This is a genomic window from Komagataeibacter swingsii (genome assembly GCF_003207895.1).
Classification (GTDB): domain Bacteria; phylum Pseudomonadota; class Alphaproteobacteria; order Acetobacterales; family Acetobacteraceae; genus Komagataeibacter; species Komagataeibacter swingsii.
This window is the reverse complement of record NZ_NKUB01000010.1, coordinates 39,122-64,913: the sequence shown is the minus strand read 5'-3', so window position 1 is coordinate 64,913 and position 25,792 is coordinate 39,122. Positions and strand designations below refer to the sequence as shown.

The 25,792-nt window shown below is 64.6% G+C and carries 26 protein-coding genes and 1 tRNA gene; 16 read left to right on the top strand and 11 right to left on the bottom strand.

Features of this window, described 5'->3' with window-relative positions; translation table 11 throughout:
* Positions 1-23: 23 nt before the first annotated feature.
* The 5 genes from CFR76_RS09360 to CFR76_RS09340 are packed head-to-tail and all read left to right on the top strand — an operon-like array spanning position 24 to position 5,599.
* A complete protein-coding gene (locus CFR76_RS09360) occupies positions 24-821 on the top strand; it encodes a class I SAM-dependent methyltransferase (RefSeq protein ID WP_110556946.1) in 798 nt (265 codons plus the stop codon).
* On the top strand, positions 821-2,041 hold the full coding sequence (gene coaBC, locus CFR76_RS09355) for a bifunctional phosphopantothenoylcysteine decarboxylase/phosphopantothenate--cysteine ligase CoaBC (RefSeq protein ID WP_110556899.1): 1,221 nt from the start codon (positions 821-823) through the stop codon (positions 2,039-2,041). Before CFR76_RS09360 ends, coaBC begins: the two co-directional genes overlap by 1 nt.
* 16 nt (positions 2,042-2,057) lie before the next feature.
* Positions 2,058-2,519 (top strand): dUTP diphosphatase, encoded by a 462-nt coding sequence (gene dut / locus CFR76_RS09350; RefSeq protein ID WP_110556898.1) that lies wholly within the window; start codon positions 2,058-2,060, stop codon positions 2,517-2,519.
* Positions 2,516-4,234 carry an ABC transporter permease gene (locus CFR76_RS09345; RefSeq protein WP_110556897.1) on the top strand — a complete coding sequence of 573 codons (1,719 nt, stop codon included), beginning with the start codon at positions 2,516-2,518 and terminating at the stop codon, positions 4,232-4,234. Before dut ends, CFR76_RS09345 begins: the two co-directional genes overlap by 4 nt.
* A gap of 9 nt (positions 4,235-4,243) precedes the next feature.
* On the top strand, positions 4,244-5,599 hold the full coding sequence (locus CFR76_RS09340) for an ABC transporter ATP-binding protein (RefSeq protein ID WP_110556896.1): 1,356 nt from the start codon (positions 4,244-4,246) through the stop codon (positions 5,597-5,599).
* A 6-nt stretch (positions 5,600-5,605) separates the two neighbouring features.
* Here CFR76_RS09340 and msrA read toward each other — a convergent pair whose 3' ends face one another.
* The 4 genes from msrA to CFR76_RS09320 form a co-directional block, all read right to left on the bottom strand.
* Positions 5,606-6,160 carry a peptide-methionine (S)-S-oxide reductase MsrA gene (gene msrA / locus CFR76_RS09335; RefSeq protein WP_110556895.1) on the bottom strand — a complete coding sequence of 185 codons (555 nt, stop codon included), beginning with the start codon at positions 6,158-6,160 and terminating at the stop codon, positions 5,606-5,608.
* 32 nt (positions 6,161-6,192) lie between these two features.
* Positions 6,193-8,916, bottom strand: coding sequence for a valine--tRNA ligase (locus CFR76_RS09330; RefSeq protein ID WP_110556894.1), 2,724 nt, complete (start codon positions 8,914-8,916; stop codon positions 6,193-6,195).
* Between the two features lie 209 nt (positions 8,917-9,125).
* On the bottom strand, positions 9,126-10,565 hold the full coding sequence (locus CFR76_RS09325; protein WP_110556893.1) for a TolC family outer membrane protein: 1,440 nt from the start codon (positions 10,563-10,565) through the stop codon (positions 9,126-9,128).
* 104 nt (positions 10,566-10,669) lie between these two features.
* Positions 10,670-11,356 (bottom strand): protein-L-isoaspartate O-methyltransferase family protein, encoded by a 687-nt coding sequence (locus CFR76_RS09320; protein ID WP_110556892.1) that lies wholly within the window; start codon positions 11,354-11,356, stop codon positions 10,670-10,672.
* Positions 11,357-11,537: 181 nt separating this feature from the next.
* Between CFR76_RS09320 and CFR76_RS09315 the strand changes: the two genes are divergently transcribed.
* A tRNA-Cys gene (locus CFR76_RS09315) sits at positions 11,538-11,611 on the top strand.
* A 68-nt stretch (positions 11,612-11,679) separates the two neighbouring features.
* Here CFR76_RS09315 and CFR76_RS09310 read toward each other — a convergent pair.
* On the bottom strand, positions 11,680-12,279 hold the full coding sequence (locus CFR76_RS09310) for a tyrosine-type recombinase/integrase (RefSeq protein ID WP_110556891.1): 600 nt from the start codon (positions 12,277-12,279) through the stop codon (positions 11,680-11,682).
* Between the two features lie 285 nt (positions 12,280-12,564).
* Here CFR76_RS09310 and CFR76_RS09305 point away from each other — a divergent pair, with 285 nt between their 5' ends.
* The gene (locus CFR76_RS09305; protein WP_408884366.1) at positions 12,565-12,894 is read left to right on the top strand and encodes a phage baseplate assembly protein; all 330 of its coding nucleotides are present in this window, start codon (positions 12,565-12,567) and stop codon (positions 12,892-12,894) included.
* Positions 12,895-12,921: 27 nt separating this feature from the next.
* On the top strand, positions 12,922-13,389 hold the full coding sequence (locus CFR76_RS09300) for a phage baseplate assembly protein domain-containing protein (RefSeq protein WP_110556890.1): 468 nt from the start codon (positions 12,922-12,924) through the stop codon (positions 13,387-13,389).
* Between the two features lie 3 nt (positions 13,390-13,392).
* Here the strand turns inward: CFR76_RS09300 and CFR76_RS09295 are convergent, their stop codons facing one another.
* From CFR76_RS09295 to CFR76_RS18010, 3 genes are read right to left on the bottom strand one after another with little or no spacing between them, the layout of a single operon-like run.
* Entirely contained in the window at positions 13,393-13,593 is a 201-nt protein-coding gene (locus CFR76_RS09295; protein WP_110556889.1) for a DUF2283 domain-containing protein, read from the bottom strand.
* Positions 13,590-13,850 (bottom strand): DUF4258 domain-containing protein, encoded by a 261-nt coding sequence (locus CFR76_RS09290; protein ID WP_110556888.1) that lies wholly within the window; start codon positions 13,848-13,850, stop codon positions 13,590-13,592. The genes CFR76_RS09295 and CFR76_RS09290 overlap by 4 nt, the downstream gene beginning before the upstream one ends.
* Positions 13,841-13,999, bottom strand: a complete 159-nt coding sequence (locus CFR76_RS18010; protein ID WP_167402096.1) for a hypothetical protein — start codon at positions 13,997-13,999, stop codon at positions 13,841-13,843. Before CFR76_RS18010 ends, CFR76_RS09290 begins: the two co-directional genes overlap by 10 nt.
* 78 nt (positions 14,000-14,077) lie before the next feature.
* Between CFR76_RS18010 and CFR76_RS09280 the strand changes: the two genes are divergently transcribed.
* The 3 genes from CFR76_RS09280 (at position 14,078) to CFR76_RS09270 (ending at position 15,840) form a co-directional block, all read left to right on the top strand.
* Positions 14,078-14,959: a putative phage tail protein gene (locus CFR76_RS09280; RefSeq protein WP_110556886.1), complete on the top strand. Its 882-nt coding sequence runs from the start codon at positions 14,078-14,080 to the stop codon at positions 14,957-14,959.
* Complete coding sequence (locus tag CFR76_RS09275; protein ID WP_110556885.1) at positions 14,935-15,261, top strand: hypothetical protein; 327 nt, start codon at positions 14,935-14,937, stop codon at positions 15,259-15,261. The genes CFR76_RS09280 and CFR76_RS09275 overlap by 25 nt, the downstream gene beginning before the upstream one ends.
* 93 nt (positions 15,262-15,354) lie before the next feature.
* Complete coding sequence (locus CFR76_RS09270) at positions 15,355-15,840, top strand: DUF523 domain-containing protein (protein ID WP_110556884.1); 486 nt, start codon at positions 15,355-15,357, stop codon at positions 15,838-15,840.
* 50 nt (positions 15,841-15,890) lie between these two features.
* Here the strand turns inward: CFR76_RS09270 and CFR76_RS09265 are convergent, their stop codons facing one another.
* The 3 genes from CFR76_RS09265 to gluP form a co-directional block, all read right to left on the bottom strand.
* A complete protein-coding gene (locus CFR76_RS09265) occupies positions 15,891-16,997 on the bottom strand; it encodes a DUF1176 domain-containing protein (protein WP_110556883.1) in 1,107 nt (368 codons plus the stop codon).
* 55 nt (positions 16,998-17,052) lie between these two features.
* On the bottom strand, positions 17,053-19,230 hold the full coding sequence (locus CFR76_RS09260; RefSeq protein ID WP_110556882.1) for a beta-N-acetylhexosaminidase: 2,178 nt from the start codon (positions 19,228-19,230) through the stop codon (positions 17,053-17,055).
* A gap of 62 nt (positions 19,231-19,292) precedes the next feature.
* Positions 19,293-20,582, bottom strand: a complete 1,290-nt coding sequence (gluP, locus tag CFR76_RS09255) for a glucose/galactose MFS transporter (protein ID WP_244191858.1) — start codon at positions 20,580-20,582, stop codon at positions 19,293-19,295.
* Between the two features lie 160 nt (positions 20,583-20,742).
* Between gluP and CFR76_RS09250 the strand changes: the two genes are divergently transcribed.
* The 5 genes from CFR76_RS09250 (at position 20,743) to CFR76_RS09230 (ending at position 25,685) form a co-directional block, all read left to right on the top strand.
* A complete protein-coding gene (locus tag CFR76_RS09250; protein WP_110556881.1) occupies positions 20,743-22,104 on the top strand; it encodes an aminotransferase-like domain-containing protein in 1,362 nt (453 codons plus the stop codon).
* Positions 22,105-22,186: 82 nt separating this feature from the next.
* Entirely contained in the window at positions 22,187-22,483 is a 297-nt protein-coding gene (locus CFR76_RS09245) for a putative quinol monooxygenase (protein ID WP_110556880.1), read from the top strand.
* A complete protein-coding gene (locus CFR76_RS09240) occupies positions 22,458-23,651 on the top strand; it encodes an arabinose transporter (RefSeq protein ID WP_110556879.1) in 1,194 nt (397 codons plus the stop codon). The genes CFR76_RS09245 and CFR76_RS09240 overlap by 26 nt, the downstream gene beginning before the upstream one ends.
* Entirely contained in the window at positions 23,648-24,877 is a 1,230-nt protein-coding gene (locus CFR76_RS09235) for a Tm-1-like ATP-binding domain-containing protein (protein WP_110556878.1), read from the top strand. Before CFR76_RS09240 ends, CFR76_RS09235 begins: the two co-directional genes overlap by 4 nt.
* Positions 24,855-25,685 carry a phosphoenolpyruvate hydrolase family protein gene (locus CFR76_RS09230; RefSeq protein WP_110556877.1) on the top strand — a complete coding sequence of 277 codons (831 nt, stop codon included), beginning with the start codon at positions 24,855-24,857 and terminating at the stop codon, positions 25,683-25,685. The genes CFR76_RS09235 and CFR76_RS09230 overlap by 23 nt, the downstream gene beginning before the upstream one ends.
* Positions 25,686-25,792: the final 107 nt, after the last annotated feature.

The following is a 25,792-nucleotide window of genomic DNA, read 5'->3' as shown; positions in this document are numbered from 1 at the left end:
ATCTGGGGTTATACTTGTTCATCATGACCGACATCAGCCAGCCATACCATCCCTCCCCTTCCGCAGGCCGTCCCGATGACCGCCACGCGGATACCACCGATTTCGGCTTCCGCGACGTGCCGTTGCGCGAGAAGAAATCCCTGGTCCGCAATGTCTTTGACAGCGTGGCCTCCAAATACGACATCATGAACGATGTGATGTCGCTGGGCATCCACCGCGCGTGGAAGAAGATTTTCGTCAACGAACTCGGCCCCCACCCCGATCTCTCCCTGCTCGACCTTGCGGGCGGCACGGGGGACATCTCGTTCGGGTGGCTGCGTGGCGGCGGTGGCCCTGCCATCCTGTCCGACATCAATGTCAGCATGCTGACGGTGGGCCGCAACCGCGCACTGGAGCGCGGGCTTGTCTCCGGCCTCAACTTCCTGGCCGTGGATGCCGAGGCCATCCCGCTGGCCGACAATTCGGTCGATCGCGTCTCCATCGCGTTCGGCCTGCGCAACTGCACGGACAAGCTGCAGGTGCTGCGCGAGGCCCGTCGCATCCTGCGGCCGGGCGGGCGGTTCCTGTGCCTTGAATTCTCCCGCGTGCAGGTCGCGGCCTTCGCCCCGGTCTACGATGCGTGGTCCTTCCACGTGCTGCCGCGCATGGGGGCCGCGATCGCGGGGGACCGTGAAAGCTACCAGTACCTGGCCGAAAGCATCCGCATGTTCCCCGATCAGGAAACGCTGGCGGACATGATGCGTGAAGCCGGGCTGGAACGCGTGTCCTACCAGAACCTGTCCGGCGGGATCGCGGCCATCCATTCCGGCTGGAAAATCTGATGGGGAATGGGGCGACCCGTTCCGTCCTGCTGGTCGTGGGTGGCGGCATCGCCGCCTACAAGGCGCTGGAGCTGATTCGCGGGCTGCGCGAACACGGCGTGCGCGTACGTACGGTGCTGACGGATGCGGGGGCACGATTCGTCACCCCCATGTCCATCCAGGCGCTGAGTGGTGAACGCGTCTTCAGCGACCTGTTTTCCCTGACCGATGAAAGCGAGATGGGGCATATCGCCCTGTCACGCGGCAGTGACCTGATCGTGGTCTGCCCCGCCACCGCCGACCTGCTGGCCCGCATGGCCACCGGGCTGGCCGATGACCTGGCCACCACCGTGCTGCTGGCCACCGATACGCCTGTGTTGGTGGCCCCGGCCATGAACGTGCGCATGTGGACCCACGCCGCGACACAGGCCAATGTCGCAACACTACGCGCGCGTGGCGTGAATTGCGTGGGGCCGGAATCCGGTCTCATGGCATGCAACGAATCCGGGCCGGGGCGCCTTGCCCAAACGGGGACGATCCTTGCCGCCATCCTGCGCGCGCTGTCACCCGACCGGCCACTGGCTGGCCGCCGCGCGCTGGTGACCGCAGGCCCCACGCATGAACCGATCGACCCCGTGCGCTACATCGCCAACCGCTCCTCCGGCACCCAGGGATACGCCATTGCCGAAGCCCTTGCGGCAGCTGGCGCGGATGTAACGCTGGTCAGTGGTCCCACCACCCTGCCCGACCCGGCGGGCGTCCACACCATAAGGGTGGAAACGGCCCGCGACATGCTGGAGGCCTGTCGCCATGCGCTCCCGTGTGACATTGCCGTATGCACCGCCGCCGTGGCCGACTGGCATGTGGCCCCGGCGGCCCAGAAGATCAAGAAAACGGCAGATGCGCCCCCGCCCGCGCTGCACCTGGTGCCCAATCCCGATATCCTTGCAATACTGGGCAGGCCCGGCCCTGCACGGCCCGGACTGGTGATCGGGTTTGCCGCGGAAACCGAGCATGTGCTGGCGCACGCCACCACCAAGCGCGCACGCAAGGGCTGTGACTGGATCGTGGCCAATGACGTCAGCCCCGGCACCGGCATCATGGGCGGCGCGGAAAACGAGGTCACCGTGATCGACGCCACGGGCTGCGAACACTGGCCCAGGCTGGACAAGGCGCAGGTCGCCCACAGGCTGGTTGCGCGGATCGCCACTTTCCTGCAGACGCCCCCCAACCCAGAATAACCCGACGGACCAGACCATGATTTCCTCCCCCCTGCCCATACAAGTCCGCCGCCTGCCCCATGCCCACGGGCTGCCGCTGCCCGGCTACGCCACCGATGGCGCGGCCGGCATGGACCTGCTGGCCGCCGTGACCGAGCCGGTAACCATTGCGGCCGGAAGCCGCGCGCTGGTGCCCACGGGACTGTGCGTGGCGCTGCCGCGCGGATATGAAATGCAGATCCGCCCGCGTTCGGGCCTTGCCCTGAAACACGGCATCACCCTGCCCAACGCCCCCGGCACGATTGATGAGGATTACCGGGGTGAAATCGGCATCATCGTCATGAATACGGGCAGCGAACCCTTTGTGGTCGAGCGCGGCATGCGCATTGCGCAGGCGGTGCTGGCCCCGGTGGTGCGCGGGACATGGGTTGAATATGCACAACTGGAGGAAACGGATCGTGGCGCGGGCGGCTTTGGCAGTACGGGCACCGCAGGGTGACAGACGCCAGCCTGCCGGGGAACCTGCGGGTCCGCCCCAATGTTCCGGACCTGCTGGGCCTGCTGGCGATCATGGCCGGGGCTGTTGTCGTCGCCACCGCCGGGCGTCACATGCTGGTGCCCATTCCCGCCAGCGAGGCGGGGACCATCCACCTCAACCCCGCATGGCTGCCCGCCTATGCCGTGCGGACCACGCTGCGCATGTTCGCAGCCCTTGCCGCGTCGCTGGTGTTCACCTTCACCTATGCCGTCTGGGCCGCCAAGAGCCGGCGCGCGGGGCAGGTGCTGATCCCGTTGCTGGATATCCTGCAATCGGTGCCGATCCTTGGCTTCCTGACCTTTACGGTGGTCTTTTTCCTTGGCCTGTTCCCCGGGCGGATGATGGGGGCGGAACTGGCCGCCATCTTCACCATTTTCACCAGCCAGGCATGGAACATGGCCTTTGCCATGTATCAGGCGCTGCGCACCGTGCCGCCTGACCTGGAGGAAGCAGCCCTGTGCTTCGGCCTGACGCCATGGCAGCGTTTCTGGCGGCTGGAAGTGCCGTTCGCCATCCCCTCACTGGTCTGGAACACCATGATCTCCATGTCCGGCGGGTGGTTCATGGTTGTCTATTCCGAAACGATCACGGTGGGGAATACCGATATCGTGCTGCCGGGAATCGGGTCGTATGTGGGCGTTGCGATCGAACAGCGCAACATATGGGCGATCTTCTACGCCATCGCCGCCATGCTGGCGGTCATCCTGGCCTATGACCAGCTTTTGTTCCGCCCGCTGGTGGCGTGGTCGGCACGTTTCCAGACCGATGAGGGCACGACGCTTGCGGCACCCGACCCATGGGTGCTGACCCTGCTGCGGCGCACGCACCTGCTGCGGCAGGCCTGCCTGAAGCTGGGTGACATGATGACCCGCATCGGCTGGCTGCCACTGGGGCCGCGCCCATCCGCCCCCCGGCGGCGGCTGGTTCCCTCCCGCCTGCTGGATGGCGCATGGATCGCGGCGCTGGCCGTCTGCGCCGTCACCATCGGGTGGAAGACATGGGCGTATGCCAGCACCCATTACACAGCGGGGCAGATGCTGCATGTCACCATGCTGGGCAGCATCACGCTGGCGCGCGTCATGATAACGGTCGTTGTCGCGTCACTGATATGGGTGCCGCTGGGCATATGGCTGGGCCTGTCGCCACGGCGGGCGCGACGCGCGCAGATGGCGGCGCAGTTCATGGCAGCCTTCCCCGCCAACCTGTTCTTCCCGCTGGTGGTCGTGGTGATCGTGCGCTGGCACCTGAACAGCAATATCTGGCTGACGCCGCTCATGCTGCTGGGCACGCAGTGGTATATCCTGTTCAACATCGTGGCGGGGGCGTCGTCCTATCCCGGTGACCTGCTCGAAGCGGCCAAGAATTTCCATGTCCGGGGCTGGCTGTGGTGGCGGCGCGTGATGCTGCCGGGCATCACGCCCTATTTCATTACCGGCGCGCTGACCGCGTCGGGGGGCGCATGGAACGCCGCCATCGCGACCGAGGTCGCAAGCTGGGGCGACACGACGCTGAATGCGGACGGGCTGGGCGCCTATATCGCCCATGCCACCGTGGCGGGCGCGACCGACCAGGTGGGCCTGGGCATGGTGGTCATGGCGGCGTTCGTGCTGCTGCTCAATCGCGCCCTGTGGCGCCCGTTATCCAATTATGCCGCGCGGCATTACACCTTTGACTGAGAGTTCATGATGCAGCAGCCGTCCGACACCGCCCCACCTGCCCCCAAGCCCGGGACAGAGCTTGTCCGGATCATCAACTGCCGGCAGGCCTATCACAAGGAAAGTGCGACCGACCTGGTGGTGCTGGATGGGGTGAACCTGTCCATCCGCAGCGGGGAAATCGTGGGGCTGCTGGGCCGTTCGGGGTCGGGCAAGTCCACGCTGCTGCGCATTATCGCGGGGCTGCTGCCGCCCACGGCGGGCGAGGTGATATGGGAAGGCAGGAAACTGGAAGGCCCCGCCGACGGCATTTCCATGGTGTTCCAGTCATTCGCGCTGTTCCCGTGGCTGACGGTACAGAAAAACGTGGAACTGGGGCTGGAGGCGAAGGGCGTGCCCGTGGCCGAGCGCCACAAGCTGGCCGAGGACGCGATCGGGCTGATCGGGCTGGGCGGGTATGAAAACGCCTACCCCAAGGAACTGTCGGGCGGCATGCGCCAGCGCGTGGGGCTGGCGCGGGCGCTGGTGGTGCATCCTGACCTGCTGCTGATGGATGAGCCTTTTTCGGCGCTGGACGTGCTGACGGCGGAAAACCTGCGCACCGACCTTGTGGAACTGTGGGCGGAAAAGAAGCTGCCCATCAAGTCCATCCTGCTGGTGACGCATAATATCGAGGAAGCGGTGCTGATGTGCGACCGCATCCTGATCTTTTCCTCCAACCCCGGCCGGGTCGCCCATGAACTGCAGGTGCCCTTTGAACACCCCCGCAACCGGGAGGACGCGGCCTTCCGGCAGTTCGTGGACCGGATTTACGCGCTCATGACCCGTCGCGCGCCCGTGGTGTCGGAAGCGGACATGACCGACCCGGACATGAAGCATGTGCAGATCACGGCCGATGCCGTGGCCCTGCCGGCGCTGCCGATCAATACCATCGTGGGCATGATGGAAACGCTGGCCGCCGACCCGCTGCATGGCCGCGCGGACCTGCCGCTACTGGCCAGCCGGTTGCAGCTTGAGCTGGATGACCTGTTCCCGTTAGGCGAGTCGCTGCAACTGCTGGGCTTTGCCGAACTGGAGGACGGCGACATCATGCTGACCCCCGAGGGCATGCGCTTTGTCCAGAGCGAGCATGACATCCGCAAGAACATCCTGTGGCACAGCATGCTGCATAACATCCCCATGGTGCGCACCATCCGCGCCGTGCTGGATGAACGCCCCAATCACCGCGCCAGCGCCGAACGCTTCCGTGATGAACTCGAAGACAGCATGTCCCCCGATTACGCCCGCCAGACACTACAGACGCTGATCGGCTGGGCACGCTATGCCGAACTGTTCGATTTTGATGAAGAAGCCGACCAGCTTTTCCTGGATGACGAAACGGAATAACCGGCCCTAGCCCGCCGTATCCACCAGCCGGTCGCGAAACAGGCGGCGCATCTTGGCAATCTTGGGCGGGATCACCGCACTGCAATAGGGATTGCCGGGATTACGGGCGAAATAATCCCGATGATAGTCCTCGGCTGGCCAGAAATGCGTCAACGGCGCGATTTCGGTCACCAGCGGGTCGGGCCATACCTTGGCCTGCGCAATTTCATTGCGGATGGCATAGGCCGTCATTTCCTGTTCCGGTCCCTGCCAGAAGATGGCGGAGCGATACTGCGTCCCTACGTCATTGCCCTGCCGGTTGAGCGTGGTGGGATCATGCATGACAAAGAAGATCCGCAGCAGGTCGGCGCATGACAGCTCGGCAGGGTCGAACGTAACCCGCACGACCTCCGCATGGCCGGTGCGGCCCGAACAGACCTGTTCATAGGTGGGGTTGGCGGTATGGCCGCCAGCATAGCCGGGTTCCAGCCCCAGCACGCCGCGCAGTTCCTTCAGCGGTGCTTCAAGGCACCAGAAGCAGCCCCCGCCCAGCACCAGTGTTTCCAATGCGTTTTCGGTCATGCGTGCTTCCCCCTAGTAGTTCTAGTTCAAGCTCATATTACATCAGGCAGTTTTTTCTTGTTAGGACGAATACGCTTCAAAGCTTCCTCCAAGCGTTTGCGTTCAAATCGGAACGTGTAAATCCGTTCATGGTTTTCGGCTACTACTTCAGGCTTGGCGCGGGCCACGAAATCGGCATTGCCCAGCTTGCGCTCGACCTTGGTGATCTCAGCATCGACCTTGGCGCATTCCTTTTCCAGCCGCTGGCGTTCAACCGCAAGGTCAATGATCCCGGCAAGGGGAATGACCAGCGTTGCCTCGTCCACCACCAGCTGCGCGGCCCCCTGCGGCATGTCGCCTTCCAGCGGCTGTACTTCGGACACACGCGCCATGCGCCCGATCGCTTCCGACCATTTGGCGGCCCGCGCCACAGTCACGGGCGATGCATCGCGCAGCAGCACGGGGGCAAGGCGGGACGGCGGCACGTTCATTTCCGAACGCACGGTGCGGATTGCGCTAATGAAGCGGATCAGCCACTCCATTTCCGCACGTGCCTCGCTGGCCCCTTCCAGATGCTCGGGCTGCGGCCATGGTGCGGTAATCAGCGACCCTTCCGGCCCGAAGCCGAACTGCCGCCACAGGCTGTCGGTCACGAACGGGGTGACGGGCTGCAGCAGGCGCATGATGGTGCCCAGCACGTGGGCGGCCACCGCACGGGTCTCGACCGCTTCGGCCGTGTCACCTGCTGCAAGGACCGGCTTGGCCAGTTCAAGGAACCAGTCACAGAAGCAGTTCCAGACGAAGCGGTAGCACACGGCGGCGTATTCATCGAAACGGAAGGCTTCCAGCGCCTTTGTCGCGTCCTCCACCGCGTGTGCCAGTTCCGCCAGAATCCAGCGGCCCAGCGGGGACTGCACGCTGGCGGGACTGAAACCTTCCACCGGGGCCACGCCATTCATTTCGCAGAAGCGCGCGGCATTCCATATCTTGGTGATGAAGGAGCGGTATTCCTCCACCTTCCTGCGGCCCAGCTTCACATCACGGCCCAGCCCGGTCAGCGAGCAGATGCAAAAACGCATGGCGTCCGCGCCGTAGCTGTCGATCATTTCCAGCGGGTCGATGCCGTTGCCCTTGGACTTGGACATTTTCTGCCCGCGTTCGTCACGCACCAGCCCGTGGATGAATACCGTGCGGAAGGGCACGTCCTTCATGAAGTGCAGGCCCATCATCATCATCCGCGCAACCCAGAAGAAGATGATGTCAAACCCCGTGACCAGCACGTCGGTCGGGTAATAGCGGGCCAGTTCCGGCGTCTGCTGCGGCCAGCCCAGCGTGGAGAACGGCCACAGCGCGGAGGAGAACCACGTATCCAGCACGTCCTCGTCCCGCGTCAGGGCGGTATCCTGCCCGTAATGGGTCCGGGCCTGTAAGGCGGCATCGGCCTCGTCATGGGCGACGAATACATGCCCGTCCGGGCCGTACCATGCCGGGATGCGGTGGCCCCACCACAACTGGCGGCTGATGCACCATGGCTGGATGTCGCGCATCCAGGCGTAGAAGGTATTCTCCCACTGTCGGGGCACGAATTCGATCTTCCCGCTTTCCACCGCGTCAATCGCGGGGCCGGCAAGGGTCTTGGCGTCGCAGTACCACTGCGTGGTCAGGCGCGGCTCGACCACCGCACCGCTCCGTTCGGCATGGGGCACCTGATTGGTGTGCGGCTCGATCTTTTCCAGCCATTCAAGGCGTTCAAGCTCGGCCACCATCACCTTGCGCGCCTCGTCACGCGGCATGCCTTCGAGCGTGCGGACGAAGGCGGGATCGGCCAGGCCGTCCTCGGCACGCAGTTCATCCCCGATTTCGGCAAGGGTAATGCGGGCTTCCTCATCCAGCACGCTGGGCATGTCCAGCTTGTGGCGGCGACCGACCTCGAAATCGTTGAAGTCATGGGCGGGCGTGATCTTGACGGCGCCACTGCCCTTGGTCGGGTCGGAATGTTCATCCGCCACGATGGGAATGCGGCGGCCGGTCAGCGGCAGGATGACGTTCCCGCCCACCAGGTCGGCAAAACGTTCATCGTCGGGATGCACGGCCACGGCCATGTCACCCAGCATGGTTTCGGGCCGGGTGGTGGCGACCGTGATGGTGCGGCCCGGCTGCCCTTCGACAGGGTAGCGGATATACCACAGGCTGCCGCGCATCTCCCGGTTATCGACTTCCAGATCCGAAATGGCGGAACGGAAGGCGGGGTCCCAGTTGACCAGACGGCGGTCACGGTAGATCAGCCCCTCGCGGTAAAGGGTGACGAACACCTCCTTCACCGCGTCGGACAGGCCATCATCCATGGTGAAGCGTTCACGCGGCCAGTCCAGTGACCCGCCAAGGCGGCGCAACTGCCTTGTAATGCCACCGCCGGATTCGGCCTTCCATTCCCACACACGTTCGATAAAGGCGTCACGGCCCATTTCCTGCCGCGACGTGCCTTCCTTTTGCAACATCCGCTCGACCACAAGCTGGGTCGCGATGCCTGCGTGGTCGGTGCCCGGCTGCCACAGCGTATCGCGCCCCTGCATGCGCCGCCAGCGGATCAGCGTGTCCTGCAGGGTCATGGTCAGGGCATGGCCAATATGCAGCGTGCCCGTGACATTGGGTGGCGGGATCATGATGGTGTAGGGCCTGGCCGCACTGTCCGGCTGTGCGCTGAACGCACCACTGGCCTCCCACAGGGCATAGAGGGAAGTTTCTGTCCCGTCGGGGGAGAACGACTTGTCAAGCATCACGAAAAACCAGATCCACCATAATCAGACGCAGGGCAGGACAACGCGCCCGGCCAAGGGCAGATATACCCCAATCCGGCGCGAAGGGAACGCCGCGCATGCAATCTTTATCGGCCCGTGCGTCCCCCACCCCGACCGGGGCCACCTGCGATCACGCGCAGGCCACGCCATCCACTGCCGGACATGGTCGACGATGCAGGCCTATAGCCTCAGCGTCCCGGCTGGCTGGTGGCGTAATCGCTGATACCCCACAGCCGGTCATGCACGGCGCGGTAATAGGCCTGTTCATCATAAAGCGGGACATCAAGGCTGAGGTCGCGCGCGGTCAGCCGCCCGATGGCCGCCGTGACCTGATAGGAGGACTGCACAAGGTTGCCCGCGCTACGCACCAGCGCGATCTGCGCCTGAAGCAGGGTTTCCTGCTGCTGCAGCACCGCAAGGGTGGTGGTGGTGCCCACAATGACCTGGCGCTGCATGCCGTGCAGGGCCTCGGCATCGGCGGCAACGGCTTCGCGGTTGCTGCCGATCGCCTCGCGATTGGCCTGCATGCGCTGCCAGCTTGCCGCCGCCATCTGGATCGCGGCGCGGCGGCGCACGTCCACGATGCGCGCGGCCTCGGCCGCCTGCTGGCGGGCCATGCGCACGGCGGCATATTCACCCCCACCCTGATAAAGCGGCATGGAGGCGCTGACGAGCGCGTATTTGTCATTGCTCAGCGAACGGCCCTCCTCCTGGTTGATGGCGTGGGAGTAGGAGGCCTCGGCATTGACCGTGGGCATCAGCGCGGCGAAGGCCACGCCCACGGCGTCCTTTTTCGTGGCCTCGTCAAACAGCGCGCCGATGACTTCGGGATTGTTCTGCACCGCCTGCGTCATGGCGTCCTGTTCCGTATGCAGCGGCAGCACCAGTGGCTGGGGCGGCGTCAGGTCATCGGGCGCGTCGCTGCCGACCACCTGCCGGTAGGTCGCGCAATCCGCCTGCAACGTGCCTTCGGCCAGTTGCCGGACCGCGCGCGCATTGGCCAGCGCGCCCTGCGCCTGCGCCACGTCGGTATGGGTGATTTCGCCTTCATGCGCGCGCAGTTCGGTTGCATGCAACTGGGCGGCATAGACCTGCTCGTTATTGATGTCGATGCGCAGGATCTGTTCGTCTTCCACCACGCTGACATAGGCGCTGACCACATCGGAAAAGACCTGCTGTTCCGCCGCGATCAGGCGCGCGCGCTCGGCCATGACGGCATGCCGCGCCTTGTGCGTATTCGCCGTTGTCCTGCCCCCGCTATAGATCGGCTGCGAGATGCTGACCCCGCCGGAATAACCGGGGCTGTCGTAACTGCGGTCATACCCCCCGGGTTCGCCCGCGGCCGGGGACATGCGTATCAGTCCCGAATAATAGGACATGTTGGCGCTGCCGGTAATGGTGGGACGCCACCCGCCCAGTGCCTGCGGCACCTGTTCATCCGTCGCCCGCAGGGTGGCGCGTTCCTGCCGCAGTACGGGATTGGTCAGGTAAGCCATGGCCAGCGCCGCCTTGAGGGTATGGGGAATATCCTGCGCCCCTCCCGACTGGGGCATCGGCACGCGCGCCAGCGCCGTGCCACAGCACAGGATTGCCGCACTGCCCGCCCCGATTGCCCAGTTTCCCCGCATTTCCGTCCCCGCCCTGATCTGCCATGCGGGAACACGTCGCCCGCATGGCCTGTTTACGGACAGGATATTGCGCAGGCGTTAACCTGGGCCGGGCCGCCGCGCCATCAGAATACGAAGGCGGGGGCCGGTTCCAGTTCCGGCAGCAGCGGCACCGCGACGTCAAACAGCGGCTGAACCGCGCTGCCCTGTGCCGTGCGCACGATGCGACTGACGGATGTCACCCCGTCCCCGGCGCAGACCGGCGCGATAACGCGCCCGTCCTGCGCCAGTTGCCCCAGCACCGCCGGGGGCACCTCGCGCACCGCCCCGTCAATCATGACAAGGTCATACGGCCCGTCATCCGGCGCGCCATGCACCAGCGCGCCATCACGCCAGTGCACGTCGGGCGCCCATGTAAAACACAGCGCGCGACCGATATCCGCCAGCCGCCGCTCCGACTCGAGGGCGAATACCTCCAGCGCCTCCCCCATGGTGGACAGCAATGCCGCGAGGTATCCGGTACCCGCGCCCACCACCAGCACGCGTTGCCCCCTGACGGCCTCCGCCACCTGAAGCATGCGCCCCGTCACGCGCGGTTCGGTCAGGTAGCGCCCTTCCCCCAACGGCAGGTTCTGGTCGGCATAGGCAAAGGCGCGCAGGGCATCAGGCACCGCCAGTTCACGCGGCAGCGCGCGCATGGCCGCGATCACATCGGGATTGCTGACCTGCGCGGGACGGATCTGGGCATCCACCATGCGCTGGCGGGCCGCGGCAAAATCAAGAGGCACATAATCGGGGTCTGTCTTGTCCATAACGTTTCCTTGAAACACAATGCCCTGACGGGAAAGATTTCGGCCACCCGGCCGGACGGGCAACATTTTCCCGGCTTTTTTTTCTATTTATGCGCCGCTTTCGCACCGAAACAACGCCCTAACTGCACACAACGGCTTGACCTGAGGCACATTTCAGCGGATATAGCGCCAGAGCCGCTGAGGTCTGGTGGCAGAATGGTGATGCAGCGGACTGCAAATCCGCGTACGTGGGTTCGATTCCCGCCCAGACCTCCAACTACATCCTTAAATCCCCAGATAACGAGGATTTAAGAGCGGACAAAGTGTAAAACTCCCGGAATGTTTTACACTTCCTCCCTATCCTGCACTGCATTTCTGACCTTGATTGAAGCGATTGCCGAGCGCGCCAGACTGGCCTGATTCGCAGCCCGTGTGTACCGCTCGACCTCCTTCAATGTGGACCAGCCGCCCACTGCCTTGATCTGGTGCGCCGTGCATCCAGCTTCTGTCAGGCGACGGGCCGATGCTTTGCGCAGGCCGTGGGCGCTGATTTTCTCCGGCAGGCCGGCCTCGCGGCGCTGATCGCGAAACCAGTTATTGAAGCCGCCAGCCGTGAATGGCTTCCCCTGCCCTGTCATCAGGAATGTCTGCTGCTGGCGGGGTATCAGTTCCAGCACGCGGGCCAGCTGGGCGTGGATGGGAATGGTCAGGTGGGTGCCAGTCTTGCTCTGCCTTAGATCCATCACCCCGTCATGGATCTGGTACCAGCCCATCTGTCGCACGTCGCCCGGGCGCTGCCCGGTGTATAGCAGCAAGGCCAGTGCAAGCCGGGGCTTGCTACCTATCGGCCAGCGGTTTTCAAACTGGGCAATCTCGGCCTCGGTCCAGGTGTGGAAGCCATCAGTTTTTGACCGGATGCGCCTGACGTCACGGGTGGGGTCCACCTTTACCCAGTCATCCGGCCATCGCTGACCATCTCATCAAATAGCGTGGCTGACACGCCCACATACTGGGCCGACATGACCCGGCACAGCCCGCGCGGCGGCAGGCTGAATGGCAAAGAGCTTGTGCGTGCCATCGCTATCCCTCCTTCTCTCCCTGCTGTTTTGTCCAGGCCTGCGTGCCGCGTGCACGGATCAGCTTGCGGCCATTTTCAGTTACGAGAGTGTCCCGGAAGACGATGCGGCACGGGCTGTCATCCTCGCAGGTGATGCCCACATAACCGGCGCATCGGCCGCGCCTATCCCGTCACACTCACGGCGGATAGCTGGCGTGATCTTGCCGGCCAGTTGTGGCTGCCCAATACCCTCGCCCCTGTCACGGCCCGGAACGGCACGGTGTCGGACCTGCTGATCGGTGAGGTCACCCTGCGCCAGACGGTGGATGATGGCACGCATGCTGACGTCGTGCTCATGCCACCCTCGGCATTTTCCCCCGAACTGCTGCTCAATCCGGTGCTGGCAGACAAATTCATTCAGGCACTGACCGCCTCCCAGAACGATGGCGGCAGTTCCATCCAGACCGAAGACCAGGCCCCGCAGCAGGAGTCCACGTCATGACCGTGCTCCCGCTCCGCACGCCGCGTGATGATGGCGCTGGGCATCGGCCGCCAGACGGCGGACACGAACGAAAGCCCCAATACCCCGACCACCCAGATCGCGCTGGCCGCAGGTGAACTGCGCGCGGACGTACCGATCGTGCAGGAATACGGTCTGGCCAGCAGACCGGTGCCGGGGTCCGACCTGGTCGTGGCGTTCATCGGTGACGACCGCACCCGGGGCGTGGTCATCGCCACGGGCGACCAGCGCGGCAGGCCAAAGGATCTGCAACCCGGCGAGGTCTGCCTCTACCACCCCCAGACCGGCAGCCGGATATGGCTCAAGGAAGATGGGTCCATCGCCCTGAACCCGGCCAATGGAAAGACCACGATCGCTGGCGATCTGACCGCCAGCGGCACGATCACCGGCAATGAGGTCGTGGCGCAGGGCATCAAACTGTCCAGCCATGAGCATTCAAACGGCAATAACGGGGCGGATACCGGGCCGCCAGTCTGAAGCCTATTCCGCCGCCATCTCGTGCGTGGGGCGGGATGTACGTTCACGCACGTCCAGAACTTCAATGCCGATCAGCGCCCCATTGGCATCGTAATCCAGCATGACACCGGGAGAGACCTCACGGGTTTCCACGGATTTTGCCCCTTCCGGACCAACCCAGATGAACATGGCATCGGCTTCTGGATCATAGCTGGTCTTTATCATGATTTTGGTCTCCGCTTTTCAGCATCCCGATCGGGGAAGACAGTGAGAACAACTATATCAGAACCCTCAGTCCAATGGACAACCCGAAGGATGCGATTACCCAGTTCCGCAATCGTGCGGTACGAGCGCATTCGCCCGGCATGAACGGGATCGACTTCGCTCCATTCGGGTTTCAGGACTGTTTCCTTAACCCATTCTGGCAAAATGCCGCGACGTTGCATTGCCTCCTGCGCATGGGGCCTGAAAATCAATAACACGGTCTGGCTGCAGCCTGTGTCTGGATCATGCGGTATTCAAGCTCACGCATCTGGTTATCAGCAGATTCCACCGTCTTGCGCAGAACCGCTATCTCCTTACGGATCAGACGCAGCTGCTCAAGAATCAGGCTGTTGGTATCTACGGTCATGATGGCCTCCTGGCGGCACGATAGCACAGGCGATCATGGTGCCGCGAGTCAACGCGCACCCAACCCCACGGAAACATAATGGATATCGCAATCGTCTGGAACGTCCGCGAGGCACGCGGCGACTGGCCCGTCGTGTCCAGTGATCTGGGACTGGACAACCCGCTGCGCTCGGCCGTCATGGTCTCCCTGTTCACAGACCGGGTGGCACCTGTGCAGCCAACAGCCAATGACGTGGCCGCCGGCATCCAGTCTCCCACCGGCGCACCTGGCACGGTCGATGCAGATCCACGCGGCTGGTGGGGCGACGGGTTCAGCGACATCCCGATCGGCTCCCGCCTGTGGCAGCTCCGGCGCGCCATCAAGGTGGGCACAAGGGCCATGCCCTATCAGCTGGCGTCCGTGTGGTCCCCGACCTATGAGCGCAACAGCACGCGCGCTGCAAACCTGATCACCGATGCATTCCCCTCCACCACGCTGGAACTGCTGACGGAGTGGGAAGCAACGCTCGGGCTGCCCGATCCATGTGCCGGCACGTCCCCCACCATCCAGCAGCGCCGCGCACAGGTGGTGGCGCGGCTGACTGACAATGGCGGCGGGTCGGTTGCCTGTTATGTGGCCTTTGCCGCAGCCCTTGGCTTCGACATCACCATTACCGAATACGCGCCCGCGCGCGCTGACCTGCTGCGTGTCGAACAGCCGCTGTATGACCCGGACTGGGCCTATGCCTGGACCATCAACACGCCCGGCACCGCGATCGCGGAATTCACTGTCGATGAATCATACGTTGAGGAACCGCTGACCAGCTGGGGCAGCGCGGTCCTGCAATGCGAGTTCAACCGTATCAGGCCTGCCCACACCATCCTGCTGTTCGCCTATACCGGCGACCTGTCGGTGGGAACGTGGGGCACGGCCGTCTGGGGTGGGAATACCTGGGGATGCGCGATGGCTATGCGCTGGTAGACCAGACCCTGTTCCCGATCTGGGGCAGCGCCGATCCGGCCGACCTGAACGGGATCCGCAACATCACCGCAGGCCTGTCCGCCGCCTATCTGGACGTGCGGCTGGCTACGGCAGATATGTGGGAGGATCAGGACGGCAACCTGCCGCCCGTGGCTGTGACAGCCGATGACAGTGAGGGACGCCGAATAACAGACGTGATTGGGGTATTTTTGGGGGTATCGGCAAGACGCTGGGGGTATCGATGCCGACCGACGCTGCGATCCGGCGCGCCATGCTCCGGTAAACCCCTTACAGGCCGATAGATCCGGGTGGCCTGACGCCATGGCTGGCATCATATCCGCCTGCACCATCATCGCCCGGTTCCTTCCCGCGCCTGGCCATGCCATGGTCTGGGCATGAAACCAACCCTGCTCATTAGCGGCTGCCTGTCCGGCCAGCCCGTCCGGTATGATGGCACCGCGCGGACCCTGTTGCAGGACAGCCTGACGCGCTGGCAGGCGGAGGGACGGGTCATCGCCTTCTGCCCCGAAACCGCTGCTGGCCTGCCGACACCCCGGCCACCCGCCGAAATCATCCATGGCCGGGATGGCGCCGCGGTCCTGGACGGGTCAGGTCGCGTATGTGAAGCAGGCGGCCGTGATGTGTCCGCCCCCTTTCTGGTCGGTGCTTACCAGGCGCTGGATCTGGCACGACGGCATGGCTGCCGCTTTGCGCTATTGATGGATGGCAGCCCTTCATGCGGCAGCAGCTTCATTTATGATGGCCAGTTCACAGGCACACGGCATGCAGGACAGGGCGTGACGGCGGCATTGCTGCGCCGCAATGGCATTGCTGTCTATGCGCCCATCCAATTTTCCTGCCTTGAAGCCGTGATGGGCTGAACGACACCATACCCCGACAGGGATTTCCCACAGAAACACTATTTCCCTGACTATGGGCCGGGATATGGAACAGATGCGGCATCCCCCTGCTCCTTCCCGCTGGATGATGTTGAACGATAGACGGTAGGCCAGTTGCCCAATGGTGCGCTGCCCCCACAGGCTTCCTGCAGGGTCATGCCGGTCAGCACGAAATGTGTGCCATCCCACCGCCATTGGGCGCCCATGCCGCAATCGTTCCGCGCGCGCCCCGCGACTACTGTTGTCAGGGTGCTGGTGGCTGTATCGAAATCCGGGCATGTCAGTACAGGCCCATAATCTCCCGTATCACCATGATGCAGACGGGGCATGGGTAACCGGACAGGCTCCGGCACATCCGCCCTGCCGCGCGACACCACGAACAGGACGGAATTCCCCTGATATGGTCCCATCTGACACCCGATCATGACAAGGGCCGTGCCCTGATCCAGCCCGTACACACCATTTTTCAGAAATTTCCGCATATTATCTGTAGGTGGGTCGCAGGCCCCGCTCCTGATGAAATGCGCCTGTCCTTTCCACGCCACTGCCATCAGGCGATCCTGTTCGCCCGGATCAAACACGATATGCCGATGATAGACCGGTATGTAAGGCAACCATGGCCGCGCAGGAACGACGCTGGCCGGGCGCATGCCCCTTCGTATCAAGGCTGTCTGGCCATTCGTGCGGCCCTGTCGCGCATCCATACGCGACAGGGCGACGACAAGTCCCTTCAGCGGTACGACGTTGCGACCGATATCAAGGAACGCAGCATGACGGATGCGGTCCACAAAGGCGGAAACAACCGCAGGCTGATGGGCTGTCAGCGACGAACCTTCGTCCCCACTGACCCATTCCGTAGCGAAAAGTTCAAGCCTGTGGCCATCCACCCCCACTGCCTTACGATCGAAAGACAAGGGGGCATAGATGGTGACGGTGGCCTGCGCCTCTGGTCCGGCATCACGATGGAAGGTCAGTTCGGGCGCTTCCCCGCCATCGTCAGCAAAACCTCTGGCATCGCAGGCCAGCCCGTTATCACAGACAACAGACCATGCACCAAAGGTATCGTAAGACGGCTCAGCCCCCCATGCAGGACCGACGCACAACGCTAGCGCCACCAGTATGCCAGGCCAGTTTTTCATCCTGCCATCTTCTTCACCATATCCCTGTCCTGACCCTGCCAGTGCATGAATCCCCCTATCGGGTCCCTGCACCCTGCTGCACCACCCTGTCTGACGATCGCGCAGCCTGCACCAATGCCACGATGCCGGGCGTGATATCAGGCAGCAGGTCGCCCGCGGGCTGGGGGCTGGTCCTGACCGCCAGCATGGAAGCGGAGGCGGCAAACTGGCCCCGTGCCGTGGCAAGGGCCGCTTCGGCCTGTTCACGCCAGCCGGTGGGCGGTGCGCTCATGGCATCCAGCCCCGCCTGCGCCAGTTGCGCCAGCAGGGCGGATGCGGGCAGCACTTCGGTGACAGAGGGATCACGTTGCGCCAGCAGCCGCAGGCGGGCGTCATTATCGCGCCAGTTTTCCAGCCGGGCGCGCAGGCTTGGCGCCAGATCCTTACGCCCCGCAAGGCAAGACAGCACATCACGATAAAAAACCGCGGCCTGCGTACTGTCCGTCGCCGCGATATCGGCGGCACGGTCCAGCGGACGCGGATCGGCGGTCGGGGCGACACGGCTGGGGCCAAATACATGGTTATGGGCGTAATGACGCACCGGGCTGGTAACGGACAGCAGGGTTGCCAGCGGCGTTACGTCATCGGGGGCCAGTCGCGCCATCATGCGCGCCCGGTCGGCTGTCGCGCGGTTGCCCAGCAGTTCCAGTTCCGCCTGAACCACTGGCAGGCGCGTGGCAAGGCTGGCCGCATCACGCACGCTGGCGGGTGACCAGAACCGTTCCGCCAGTGCGGCCGCCCGTGGCCACAGGCGGTTGTCGAGCATTTCCTCCGTCACGATTTCTGTCCACAGGGCGGTCTCCGCCCCCATGACGCGGGCATCCTGCGCGGGCGTCATGCGCGCTGCGGGATCCAGTGCAAAGGGTTCAAGGAAAGGCGCATGGGCCTGCGCCACCTGATCGGGCGGCAGGCCATTGCCCTGCGGGTCCAGCGGGTCAACCCGGTAATGCTCGGCCGCAGGCAACAGCAGGTCAAGGTAATACCCCGACGACACCACGACCGGATGCCCCGCCTGCGTGGCCGCCGCCGTATAGCGTGACCCGCGCCACGGCTCGATCACGATGCTGGCGGGCACCGGGGCGTCCAGCAGTTCGTCCCAGCCCATCATGGTCTTGCCATCGCGCGCCAGCATGTCATGCACACGCTGCGTATACATGGCCTGCAGGGCGGCGGTGGTATAGCCATGCTGCTGCATCCAGGCGTTTATGCGTGGGTTTCGCATCCATTCATCGGGCCGGACCTCATCCCCACCCACATGGAAATAGGCATCGGGGAACAGTCCGGCCATTTCATGGTACAGCCGGGCGATAAAATCACGGGCCTGCGGGCTGGTGGGGTCGATCGCGGCCCGGACCACCCGCTTGGGGTCCATGGGGGCCGCCACGGGCTGGGCCGCGTATTGTGGATAGGCCAGCAGCAATGCGTAGCTATGGCCCGGCGTATCGAATTCCGGCACGATGCGGATGCCCCGCTGGGCCGCGTATGCTACCAGTTCACGCACCTGCTGCTGCGTATAGTACTGCCCGTGGGACGCCACCTGCTGCAGGCGGGGATACAGCCTGCTTTCCACCCGGAACCCCTGCCCGTCCGACAGATGCAGGTGCAGCACGTTCAGTTTTGTCAGCTCCATCATGTCCAACTGGCGTTTCAGCGCGGCAAGGGACATGAAATGCCGGCTGACATCCACCAGCAGGCCGCGCCATGCAAAGCGCGGGGCGTCATCGATTTCGGCCGCATCCAGCACCGGGCCGCCATCCCGCCGTTCCACCAGTTGCAGCAGCGTCGCCAGGCCACGCAGCACGCCCGCCGGGCCATCCGCCTCCAGCGTCGCGCCCTGTGCATCAGTATGCAGGCTGTAGTGTTCACGCATATGGATGGACAGCATATCCGCATCTGGCGCCAGGCAATGGATGCGCAAGGTCAGCCCCAGTCGCGCCCCCGGCGCGGCGTCACGCGCGGACAGGGCGGCAAGGCGCTGCGTGAAACGTTCCGCCGCATGGTCCAGCATGGCGGATCGCATCCCCTGCCATTCCACCGCCACCCCGCCGCTCAGCGGTACCGCGCCGGACTGGATGTGGCAGGTCCGCGGCTGCGGCATAAGCGCAGGTTCCGCCACTGCCACGGACATATGCGCACATAGTCCCGCCATGAACATAAACGGCAGGCCAGACCGGAAACAGCGGATATCAGGCATGGCGGCATTATTTCCCGTAAAAGAGCGTTTCAGAATAACATATTGATAAGCATTTGAAATTTTCAGGTTCCGATTTTCCCTACGCCCGGATCCGACCGGCCTGCGCGCCCCATCCACAGCGCATATGCCCCGATCAGGCCATAAGCGGACAGCATGATCCCCACAAAGGCGGGTTTCATGCCGATAACCGGGATCAGGACAGCAAAAAGCTGCGGCATGAACGCCCCGCCTGAAAACGCCATGACCAGCAGCGCCGTGGCGCGATGCTGCCCATTGCCCGCCGCCTGCAGGACAAGGGGAAACAGGATCGGCATCATCATGGCATTGGCCAGCCCCAGCAGCGCCACGCACAGGACCGACCCGACACCCGGCGCCATGGCTGCGGCAAGGCAGAGCACCATCCCCAAAATGGCGGATAACAGCAGGTAGCGGGCTGCCCCGTACCGGACAGGCACCATGACCGTCCCGGCCACATACCCCGCCAGCATGGCCCCCAGCGTAAGCGAGGTCAGGAACCGCGCCTGCCCCAGCGAAATGCCCATCCCGCGCCCATACACGCCAATGGCGTCCCCCGCCATGACTTCCACGCCCACATACAGGAACACCACGGCGATCCCCACCCATGCTCGCGCGGGCATGCGCCCGGAATGCGGCGCGGGGCCGCCGGTATCAACCAGCCGGATATCAGGCAGGCCCGCATGGCGCGGCCCAAGGGCGGCCAGCAGCAGGACAGCCGCCATGCAGCGATAGGGCGCCACCACGGCATGGGCGAACGCGGCCAGCACGGCCTCGCGCTGTACCCCGTCCACCGCATTGGCCAGATGGGCCATGACGCCGCCAATATCGTGCATGACCACAATGGAAAATATTATTGGTGCGATAATACCGGATGTCTTATTGGCGATCCCCATGACCGCGATGCGTCGCGCCGCCCCCTGTGGTGGCCCCAGCATGGTGACATACGGATTGACGGTGACCTGCAGCAGCGTCAGCCCCGCCCCCAGCACGGACAGTCCCGCCAGCGCACCGGGATACCAGCGCCTGCCCACGCATTCCCCGAATACGGCCGTGCCTGCCGCCATGACGGCCAGGGCCAGCACGATCCCGTCACGCAGCCCCATCCGCCGCGCCAGCCCCATCGCGGGAAAGGCGCAGGCCAGATAGGACAGGTAGAAACACATCGGCACCAGAAACGCCCCCACCGGGCCAAGCCCGAAAGCCACCTGCACGAAGGTAATCAATGGCCCGTTCAGCCACGTGACAAAGCCGATGATGAAAAACAGCCCGGCCATGACGGCCAGTGGACGCATGCCATGGGCGCTGTCGATTGCCGCCATACGATGCTGGGCCAAGTCGTTTTCCCTTCCGTCGGGGCGCGCCCGGTACCGCGCCCTGATTGTAATGGATACGCAACATGATACATGGAAATGCCCGCCGCAAACCCGCATATTCCGTGCCCGGGCATGACCTGCTATGCCGGGCGCCCCCACAACAGGACAGGCTTGGCCCCACATGCGCCTGCATTCCCCATGGCACCCGCACCTGCCCCCCGGTGACGCCTCACCCGCCGAACGCCTGGCGGATGCGCTGGCCGGTGACATACTGGGGGAAAAGCTGGATGCGGGGGACCGCCTGCCCGCGCACCGTGATCTTGCGTGGCGGTTGGGCATAGGGGTGGGCAGCGTAACCCGCGCCTATGCCATGCTGGAACGGCGCGGGCTGGTGCGCAGCGTGCGCGGGCGCGGCACATTCGTAGCCTCCCGTCCCGGCGGGGCGGGGCATGTGATCGACCTGTCGGCCAACATGCCGCCGCCCATGTTCGGCAATCGCGCGCTGGCCCGCACGCTGGGCCGGCTTGCCCATACGGTCGATCCGGCGCTGTTCAATGTCTATCCCCCCATCGCCGGCCATATCGAACACCGCCGGATCATGGGCCACTGGCTGGCGGAACTGGGGGTGGACATGCCGCCAGAGCGCCTGCTGCTGACCAGCGGGGCGCAGCAGGCCCTTGGCGTGGCCGTAAGCGCATGCCGCAAGGCCCGCGCCGTCGCCATAACGGAAGAACTGGCCTATCCCGGCATGCTGTCGCTGCTGCAGCAGGCGGGGCTGCCGCCCCGTGGCCTGCCCATGGACCGGCACGGCCTGCTGCCCGGCCCGCTGGAAGACATGCTGCATGCCCACGGGGCCGGCCGGTGCGTGCTGTATGTCACCCCCACCATGCACAACCCCACCACCGCCACCATGGACCATGCCCGCAGGCACGACATCGCGCGGATATGCCGGGCGCATGACGCCCTGATTATCGAGGACGATGTCTATGACTGCGCCCGTGATGACCAGTTGCCGCCGCTGGTGACACTGGCGCCGGAGCGGACGTTTTATGTCAACAGCCTGTCCAAGACCCTCAGCCCCGGACTGCGTATCGGAACCCTTGCGCCCCCTGCCCGCTTCATGGCGGCGGCACAGGAAGCCCTGCTGAATTCATCCCTCATGATCGCGCCGCTATCCTATGCCATGATGGCGCAGTGGATGCTTGATGGCACCGCGACCGCCGTCCGGCGCGCATTGCGGGGCGAGGCGGGACGGCGGCGCGAACTCGCCCAGCGTATTCTTGGCCCCGACCTGACGCCGCCAGCCTATGACGCTTTTCACGCATGGATGCCCATGCCGGTGGCGCAGGCCGTGGCGTTTGTCTCCGCCGCAGCACGCGAAGACGTGTGGGTGACACCGCCGCAGTCCTTCATGGCGGATCCCGAAAGCTGCATACAGGGCGGCGTACGGTTGTGCCTTGGCCCGGCGACCCTGCCCGACCTGACGGAAGCCCTGCGCCGCCTGCGCCACCTGCACCACGTGCGGGAGGGAATGCAACAATAGTGTCACGTGACACTTTCTTCGTGGATGGAAAGTGTCACAGCATCCTATCATCCGTGGACCAGACGCAAGCCGAGGACAGTCCATGACAGAGCAGCCCATTACGGTCATCGCCACCATACGTGTCCGTCCCGGCCATGAAAAAGCGGCACTTGCGGCCATCCATGACTGCGTGAAGGCATCCCGGCTGGAAAAAACCAACATCTCCTACCAATGCCATCGTGACGTGTCGGACCCGGAGGTTTTCGTGTTCGTGGAACGCTGGGCCAGTCCCGACGCGCTGGCCGAACATGAAACCACGCCCCATTTCCGCGCGATGGCGGATGTGTTCAAGACTGCGCTGGCCGAACCGCTGCATGTGCGCATCACACGTGAAATCTGATAGCGGGCCGCTGGGGCTGCTGGCGCGCCTCGCCATCGCGCTGTTCCTGTCCTACATGGCGGTCGCACTCCCGCTGGCGGCGCTGCCGGTCGCCATCCTGCGCTGGCCGGGTTACGGCAATGGGCTGGCCGGGCTGGCGGTGGGCATCGCGTTCTTTTCCACCATCCTCAGCCGCAACCATGCCGGGGCCTTTGCCGATATCCGGGGCGGGCGGCCGTGCATGCGCGCGGGGCTGGTGCTGTATGTGGCGGCCAGCCTGGCCTGCATGCTGGCGGGGATAGGCAGCCTGTCCCATGGCGTGCGCTACGTCATCCTGATCGTGGGGCGGCTGCTGCTGGGGATCGGGGAAAGCCTGACCATCGTGGGCATGCTGGGCTGGGGGATCGGCCTTATGGGCCAGCAGCGCGCGGGCCGGGTGCTGGCATGGACGGGGGCGGCCATGTATGGCGCCTTTGCCGTGGGTGGTCCGGTCGGGCTTGCACTATACGAACACTGGGGGCTGGGTGTCCTCATGCTGGTATCCGCCCTGCTGCCGCTGGCGGGGCTGGCGCTGGTGCACAATGTACCGCCTTCGCAGCCACATGCCGGGGGCCGGCCGCCGTTCTGGCGCATCCTGGGCACCATCCGCTGGCAGGGTATCGCGGTGGCGTTGCAGGGGGTGGGATTTGCCGCCCTTGGGGCCTTCCTGCCGCTGCGCTTTTTGCATGCGCACTGGCCTTACGCCGGGCTGGGGCTGACCTGTTTCGGGGGGGCCTTCGTGGCAGGGCGCGTGGTGTGCGGGCACCTGCCGGACCGGATTGGCGGGCTGAAGGTCGCACTATGCTCCCTGTTGATCGAGGCGACCGGGCAATACCTGCTGTGGTACGCGCCCACGCCGCTGCTGGCGCTGGCGGGGGCGGTGCTGACCGGGGCGGGGTGTTCCATGGTCTATCCCGCGCTGGGGGTTGAGGTCGTGCGACTGGTCGCCCCACACATGCGCGGCACGGCGCTGGGCGGGTTTGCCGCGTTCCAGGACCTGGCCTATGGCGCGACCGGGCCGCTGGCCGGACTGCTGGCGGACCGTTACGGATATGGGGTCGTGTTTCTGGTCGGCGGCCTGTGCGCCACGGGGGCGGCCATCATCATCCTGGCCCTGCTCAATGCCCGGTATGGGAGGGCGGCCGCATGACGGATACCGTCTATATCCTTGGCACCTGTGACACCAAGCATGCGGAACTGGCCTATATCCGCCAGTGCCTGCATGCGCGCGGGGTTACGGGACTGATCGTGGATGTCAGCACGCGCGACACGCCTGCGGATGCGGATATCAGCGCACGCACGGTCGCCGCCTGCCACCCCGATGGGGAAAACGCCGTATTCCGTGGTGAACGCGGGCGTTCCATCGGGGCGATGGCGGTCGCCCTGCGCCATTACCTGCTGGCGCGCGCCGACATGGCGGGCGTGATCGCCATTGGCGGGTCCGGTGGCACGGCGCTGGTGACGCCAGCGTTGCAGGCGCTGCCGCTGGGGCTGCCCAAGCTTGTGGTCTCCACCGTGGCGTCGGGCAATACCGCGCCCTATGTCGGGGGGGCGGACATCGCCATGCTGTATTCGGTCACCGACATGGAGGGACTGAACCGCCTGTCACGCGTCATCCTGTGCAACGCCGCCAACGCCATGGCGGGCATGGTGCGCACACCCTGCCATATCCCCCCTGACCCCCGCCCCGCCATCGGCCTGACCATGTTTGGCGTGACCACGCCGTGTGTCGATCATGTCGTCCATGACCTGTCGGGACGGTTTGACTGCCTGGTGTTCCATGCCACCGGCACCGGCGGACGGGCGATGGAACGGCTGGCGGATGACGGGGTCATACGCGGCTTCATTGACGCGACGCTGACCGAGTTCTGCGACTTGGTGGCTGGCGGCATTTTCCCGTGCGATACGGACCGCCTGGGGGCCGTCATCCGCACGCAGTACCCGTATGTGGGCAGTTGCGGCGGGCTGGATATGGTCAATTTCGGCGCGCGCGCCACGGTGCCCGAACGCTATCGCGGCCGCGTGCTTGTCGAACATAATCCCCAGATCACCCTCATGCGCACCAGTGCTGCCGAATGTCGCGCCATGGGCCACATGATCGGCCACAGACTGAACCGCTGCGAAGGGGAGGTCCGCTTCCTCTACCCCGAGGGCGGCTTTTCCATGCTGGACCAGCCCGGCGCGCCGTTTCACGACCCGGTGGCGGACGAAGCCTTTTATGCCGCCCTGTCCGAAACACTGGACCAGACCCCGCGCCGCAGGCTGATCCGCCTGCCCCATGCGATCAACGACCCGGCCTTCGCCGATGCGCTGGCGCATGAATTTTCCCGTATTTTCATGAAGGACACAGACAATGCCCAGCATTCCCCGCAGTGAGATCCTTGCCAGGTTCCGCACCATGATCGCCGCACGCAAGCCCATCGTGGGTGGTGGTGCGGGCACCGGCCTGTCCGCCAAGTGCGAGGCGGCGGGCGGCATCGACCTGATCGTGATCTATAATTCCGGCCGGTACCGCATGGCGGGCCGGGGGTCGCTTGCGGGGCTGCTGGCCTATGGCAACGCCAACCAAATCGTCATGGAAATGGCGCGCGAGGTCCTGCCCGTCGTGCCGAATACGCCGGTGCTGGCGGGGGTGAATGGCACCGACCCGTTCGTGGATTTCGATGTGTTCCTTGATGACATCAGGCGCATCGGCTTTTCCGGCATCCAGAACTTCCCCACCGTGGGGCTGATTGACGGCAATTTCCGCAAGAACCTTGAGGAAACCGGCATGAGCTACAGCATGGAAGTGGACGTAATCGCCCGCGCCCACCACAAGGACCTGCTGACCACGCCCTATGTCTTTGACCCGGCCAACGCCGTGGACATGGCCAAAGCGGGCGCTGACGTGCTGGTGGCCCATATGGGGCTGACCACTGGCGGCGCGATCGGGGCGGAAACCGCGTTTACGCTGGATGACTGCATCGAACGCATCAATGCCATTACCGAAGCCGCGCGCAGCGTGCGGCCCGACATCATCGCCCTGTGCCATGGCGGCCCGATCGCCATGCCGCCCGATGCGCAGAAAATCCTGTCCGCCTGCCCGGACTGCCATGGCTTTTATGGCGCATCCAGCATGGAACGCCTGCCGGTTGAGGTCGCCCTGACCGAACAGACCCGCACCTTCAAAGCCCTGACCCGGTAAGCCGGATTTCAAATTACCAAAAGGTTCTGGGAACCGCCTTTTTTCAAAAAGGCGGCGTTCTTCGAAGCTTTTCGCAAAAAGCTTCACCAAAAACCTCTACATGGTCT